This window comes from Streptomyces sp. NPDC090442, assembly GCF_044769405.1.
Taxonomy (GTDB): Bacteria; Actinomycetota; Actinomycetes; order Streptomycetales; family Streptomycetaceae; genus Streptomyces.
This window is the reverse complement of the sequence record NZ_JBIVXW010000161.1, coordinates 1-5,601: the sequence shown is the minus strand read 5'-3', so window position 1 is coordinate 5,601 and position 5,601 is coordinate 1. Positions and strand designations below refer to the sequence as shown.

The following is a 5,601-nucleotide window of genomic DNA, read 5'->3' as shown; positions in this document are numbered from 1 at the left end:
AGGTTGTTCGGCTCCGTGCCGCCACCCTGCCGCACTCCGAACGCCCTCAAGAAACCAGCTACTCGAAAGATCAAGCGATCAAAAACACTCACTCACCGCCGCCTCGGACAGCCCACGCCCCCGGCCTGGTGTCCAGGCGTCGTGCGAGATCCGCACGCGCGATCAGTGCACCGGACAGTGCCAGGATCGCTACGCGATCCGCACCGGCATCGAGACCACTGCCCTTGTAGAACCCGCCGACGCACCAAGCATCTTCACACGACGTGCGCCATCGCCGGCCCCGTCGGCATCCCCAACACAGTCCCTGCCGCTAGTGGATCGGAACAACCATGCCTGCGGATGCCTTCGCGCAAGCGCGGTTCGGGTACCGCTCGTTGAAGACGGTGATCATGCCATTCCACCTGCCCATGATCTCGATGTCGACAGGGTCGCTCTCGGGCTCCTGGCAGGAGGGGTGAGATCCCGGGCGGAGCGTCAGCAGATTGCCGTCCACCTCGCGCAGCTTGTCGCACGCCGTACGGGCATCCGGGTGCGTACCGCCGTCCGGGGCACACTCGAGGTAGTGCCCACGGATGTCGTCCCCGTGGAAGACCAGCATGCCCAACTCAGCCGACGGGGCAGTGGCCGGAGCAGCCATAGCCGGGGCGGCCAGTGCGAGGGCCGCAGCCGTCGTAGTGAGCAACGTTATGGAGCGCGCAACTCTGGTGCGACGCACAGACATGGAACCTCCTCGCGGAGCCGTCAACCAGCCCCGCTCGACTCGTACTCCGGAATCGGAAGATCACGGACGACGAAGATCAAACCATCCAGCCAGTTACCTGTCGAGAGAAATCGAACAAAAACATCTAAAGATGATTCAATGTGGCCAAGAGGCCGCGCTGCGGACCGCCGACGGTGACGGGGAGGCGATAGCCACACCGCTGGCCAAGGGGCCTGGCAGGCCATCGAGCAGCAGCTCACCGTGGGGCACGACGGCCTTTGCGCTGTGCCTGCCGGGGCGCGCGTCAGTCGGCGGCCGGGGGCGCCTGATGTGCTAGCAGAGCGGCCTGGACACGGTTGTCGACCTGCAGCTTGGCCAGGATCCGGCTGACGTGCATCTTCACGGTTGCCTCGCTGGCGGACAGGGAGCGGGCGATGTCGGCGTTCGACAGGCCCTGACCGACCAAGAGAAAGACCTCGTGCTCCCGTGCGGTCAGCGATTCGATGCGTGCGCGCTCCTGCCCGGTCAGCCCCCGGTGGCGCTGCAGGAGGATATCGATGACGTGCCGGGTCACTGCGGGGGAGAGCAAGGCATGTCCCGAGGCGACCGTGAGGACGGCCTGGACGATGTCGGCGGGCGGGGTGTCCTTGAGGAGGAATCCGACTGCTCCCGCATGCAGCGCCTCGGTCACATACTCGTCGAACCGGAAGGTCGTCAGGATGATGATGGCCGGGGGAGCGGGCATCGTTATGAGCCGGCGTGTGGCGGCGATGCCGTCCATGCGGGGCATGCGGATGTCGACGAGAGCGACGTCGCAGGCGTGGATCTCGGCCGCCTCGACCGCAGCTTGTCCGTCGGCGGCCTCGGCGACGATCTCGATGCCTGGGTCGGCCTCGAGGATCGTGCGCAAGCCGTGCCGCACAAACGGCTCGTCATCGACGATCATGACTCTAATCAAGGGGGGACTCCGAAGGAACGTGCGGTTTGGACGGTGCGGTCTGGGCAGGGGAGTGTGGGATACCGGCGCGGACACGGAACCCGCCGTCGCACCGGGGGCCCGCTTCGAACGTTCCGCCCAGCAGGCGCAGCCGCTCGGCCAAGCCGAGCAGCCCGTGACCTGCGGACGGCAAGCTGTCGGCAGGGCTCTCGGTGGCCACGCCGTTGGCGACGAGGATCCGGACGACCCGACCGTCGTCGGTCACCTCGGCCGTAACAGCAGCGCCAGGTGAGTGTCGCAACGCATTGGTGAAGGACTCTTGGAGGACGCGATAGACGGCAAGTTGGACGGCGGCAGGAAGAGACTCCAGCGAGCCGCGCCGGTTCAGGGTGATGCCCATGCCCAAGCGGCGGCAGTCGGCGACGAGTACGTCGAGTTCGGCCGTGGACGGGGTGGGCTCAAGGGGGGCCGTGCCGCGCTCGCTGTCGGTGAGGACACCGAGGAGGTCGCGCAGTTCCACCAGCGCCTGGACGCCGGCGCTGCGGATGTGTTCGGCCTCCTCGCGGACCCAGTCGGCACCCCGGTCGGCGCCGACCTGAAGGGCACCGGCGGCCAGGACAACGTGGCTGACGCGGTGGCCGACCACGTCGTGGAGTTCCCGTGCGATCCGGGTGCGTTCTTCGGCCTTCGCCCGTGCTTCGAGCAGAACTTGCCGGCTCTCCAGCGCTGCGGCCCGTTCCTGCATCGTGGCGAACAGCCGGTGCCGGGTGGCCACGTACAGGCCCATCACGAGCGGGGCCGCCACGAAGGGCACGGCGTGCACGAGGTCCTGCCCGGCACCAGCCAGTTCGTCGGCCGCCAACTCGGCCGCCAGTGCACTCACACCCACGACGATCAGCTGTACCGGACGCCGGTAGAGACCAGCCAAGGTGTAGATCATGACCGCCAACGCACCGGGTGCGTAGCACAGCACATGGGCGACGAGGACGATGACGGACACGGATCGTGTGAAGCGGCGACGCCACAGCACGAGCAGGCCGACCACACCTGCGACGAGGGCCGCCCATTGCGGCCTGCCCGTCAGCAGGCCGCTGGCCGGGTGAACCAGGGAGTCGCCGACGCCGTAAGTGGCGGCTGCCAGAGCCAGTGCGACATCCGTTGAGGAAGGACGCCAACGGCGCACCTGTCGTGAGTCGGAGTTGTGAAGTGCCGTGGAATCCACGAGGAAATCCTACGAGGCCGGGAAGGCTAGCGGAATGCCAGCGAGGCTCTTTCCGGAAGGAATCATCCACTTCCGCGATGATCAACCATCGATACCGATCCTCCCTTTGTGTATGACGCACAGTGTTCACCTTCATGCATTCCGTTGCCCGGTAGGCCGACTTTCGTCTGCCTTCCCCCTCTCATTTGGGGGGTCGATCTCCCCGCAGATTCTCTGCTGTCGTTGGCACATGACTTCTCGGCCGTAGCGGCAGGGAAGACCGGCTGAGGTGTCCGGCCTCTCAAGAGCCAACGAGACCGGACGTTCTGCGGAAAGGAGCCGGAGCCATGCCCACGACCCCCCTTCGGGTCAACAGTTGCCACACAGTCACCTGGACTCGGCAGTCGTTCGGTGAGCAGCCTCTACGCGACGTCCGCCTCAAGGCCCGGCAGTGGCTCTTCGAGCGTGGTTGCGATGACGATTTCGTCGACAATGCCGAACTGGTCCTCGCGGAACTGGGGGCCAACGCCGTGGAACACGGCGGACACCTCACTGCGGTGACCTTGGACATCGTGCCGCCGACAGCCGAGGAGCCAGGAGTTCTCCGCGTGAGCGCACACGACACCGGACCGAACCTGCCAATTCTCGGCGCGGCAAGGGCCGGCCGTGCGGACGAGCCGCTGCGCGAATGCGGCCGAGGCCTGGGCATCGTGGCGGCCTTGAGCCGCGCATGGGGCGCGGTCCGGCATCAGGGTCGGCACAAGCAGGTCTGGTGCGACCTGTCCGTTCCGCAGCACGCGTGAACAGGCGCCTTTCAAACCTCTGCTCTGTTTCTGTACGGCCTTCCGGCTCTGCAGGCACCAGATCAACCGACACAGGAGTTCACATGTCACACCGCCTGCGGGCGTCTGGTATCCCGCTGACTTCCAGATGCCGTCCTGACAGCCGAACCTCCTGTCGGCATACAGCCGTTGACGCCTGAGGAGATTGCTCATGTCTGCTCTGGACTCCCTCACCTCCGGCATCGAGAACACCGTCAACGGAGTCTTCAACCCCATCGCCGAGAAGCTCGCGGGATTCGTCTTCGGCGAAGTCACACTCTTCGGCATGGCGTTCCCCTGGATCGTCGCCTGGCTGGTCGTCGCAGGAGCCGTCTTCACCCTCTGGTTCGGGTTCATACAACTCAAGGGCATACGCCTCGCCGTCGACCTGGTGCGCGGAAAATACTCCAAGAGCGATGATCCGGGAGAGGTCAGCCACTTCCAGGCCCTGACCGCAGCCGTGTCCGGAACGGTCGGACTGGGCAACATCGCCGGTGTCGCGGTTGCCGTGACCATCGGCGGCCCCGGAGCCACCTTCTGGATGATCCTGTGCGGCTTCCTCGGCATGGCCACGAAGTTCGTGGAATGCACCCTCGGCGTCAAGTACCGGGAAGTCCACGAGGACGGCACGGTCTCTGGCGGCCCGATGCACTATCTACGCAAGGGACTTGCCGATCGCGGCATGGCGGGCGTCGGCAAGGTGCTCGCCGTCGCCGCCTCCATCGCCCTGCTGTTCTTCGGGCTGTTCGGCGGCAACCTCTTCCAAGCAAACCAGAGCTTCTCGCAGCTCAAATCCGTCACAGGCGGCGACGTCGGCCTCCTGGGCTCCTCCTCCGGAGCCCTGATCTTCGGCATCCTGCTGGCCGGACTGACCGGACTCGTCCTCCTCGGCGGAATCCGGTCCATCACCAAGGTCACCGTCCGACTCGTGCCCCTCATGGCAGGCACCTACATCCTGGCCTGCCTCGTCGTCATCCTGGTCAACGTCAGCGCGGTGCCGGCCGCCGTAGCCACCATCGTCGGAGGCGCCTTCTCCCCCGAAGGCGTGTCAGGCGGCGTCATCGGCGCACTCATCGTCGGATTCAAGCGAGCAGCATTCTCCAACGAGGCCGGCACCGGATCCGCGCCCATCGCCCACTCAGCCGTCAAGACCCGCCACCCCGTCACCGAGGGCCTGGTGGCACTGCTCGAGCCGTTCATCGACACCGTCATCGTCTGCACGATGACGGCCCTGACGATCGTCATCGCCTCCACCCCCACGTGGGACACGGCCCGATCCAACGCAGCCGAGTCCGGTGCGTCGCCCGAAGGCGTGACCATCACCTCGGACGCGTTCGCCACGGTCATGCCCTGGTTCCCCTACATCCTGACCGTCGCGGTGCTCCTGTTCGCCTTCTCGACGATCATCACGTGGGGATATTACGGACTCAAAGCGTGGACCTACCTGTTCGGGCGCAGCCGCGCCAGCGAGCTCACCTACAAGGCCACCTACACGGCATTCGTCGCGCTGGGCTCGCTGCTGTCCCTGACCTCCCTGATAGACATGGCCGACGCGGTGCTCTTCCTGCTCGCCGTCATCAACATCACCGGCCTCTACCTGCTGGCTCCCGTGGTCAAGAAGGAACTCAGCTCCTTCCTCACGCTGGTCCGCAGCGGCAAGCTCGCCCCGAACGCTGATGCTGGTCCGGCAGAGACGGACAAGAAAGACGTGCCAGCCCGGGCCGACTGAATGCCCCAGCAGGAGGGTTATTCACAGGCCCGGTTCTCTTGATCACGAAGGCAGCCCTGCTCGGTAGGCTGATGTGACAGTCAAAGGTTGACGCTTGGCGTCATAGCATCGCCACTACTACTCAGGTTGAACTCGTAGTGTCCGGTGGGCTGTTCGCGGCCTGGTCCATGATCAGGCCGGTGGGTGGGAGGCAGCCATCAACAAGGTGGGGCC

Annotated in this window: 5 protein-coding genes; 2 read left to right on the top strand and 3 right to left on the bottom strand. The window is 65.7% G+C overall.

What is annotated here, in order from left to right:
- Positions 1-310: 310 nt before the first annotated feature.
- From ACIQU6_RS43615 to ACIQU6_RS43605, 3 genes are all read right to left on the bottom strand, one after another.
- Positions 311-721, bottom strand: coding sequence for an SSI family serine proteinase inhibitor (locus ACIQU6_RS43615; protein ID WP_403488122.1), 411 nt, complete (start codon positions 719-721; stop codon positions 311-313).
- A gap of 283 nt (positions 722-1,004) precedes the next feature.
- Positions 1,005-1,646, bottom strand: coding sequence for a response regulator (locus ACIQU6_RS43610; protein WP_403488120.1), 642 nt, complete (start codon positions 1,644-1,646; stop codon positions 1,005-1,007).
- Positions 1,647-1,650: 4 nt separating this feature from the next.
- Complete coding sequence (locus tag ACIQU6_RS43605; protein ID WP_403488118.1) at positions 1,651-2,637, bottom strand: sensor histidine kinase; 987 nt, start codon at positions 2,635-2,637, stop codon at positions 1,651-1,653.
- Between the two features lie 548 nt (positions 2,638-3,185).
- On the opposite strand from ACIQU6_RS43605, the gene ACIQU6_RS43600 reads away from it, so the two are divergent.
- A complete protein-coding gene (locus ACIQU6_RS43600; RefSeq protein WP_403488116.1) occupies positions 3,186-3,641 on the top strand; it encodes an ATP-binding protein in 456 nt (151 codons plus the stop codon).
- Between the two features lie 190 nt (positions 3,642-3,831).
- Positions 3,832-5,388 carry an alanine/glycine:cation symporter family protein gene (locus ACIQU6_RS43595; RefSeq protein WP_403488114.1) on the top strand — a complete coding sequence of 519 codons (1,557 nt, stop codon included), beginning with the start codon at positions 3,832-3,834 and terminating at the stop codon, positions 5,386-5,388.
- Positions 5,389-5,601: the final 213 nt, after the last annotated feature.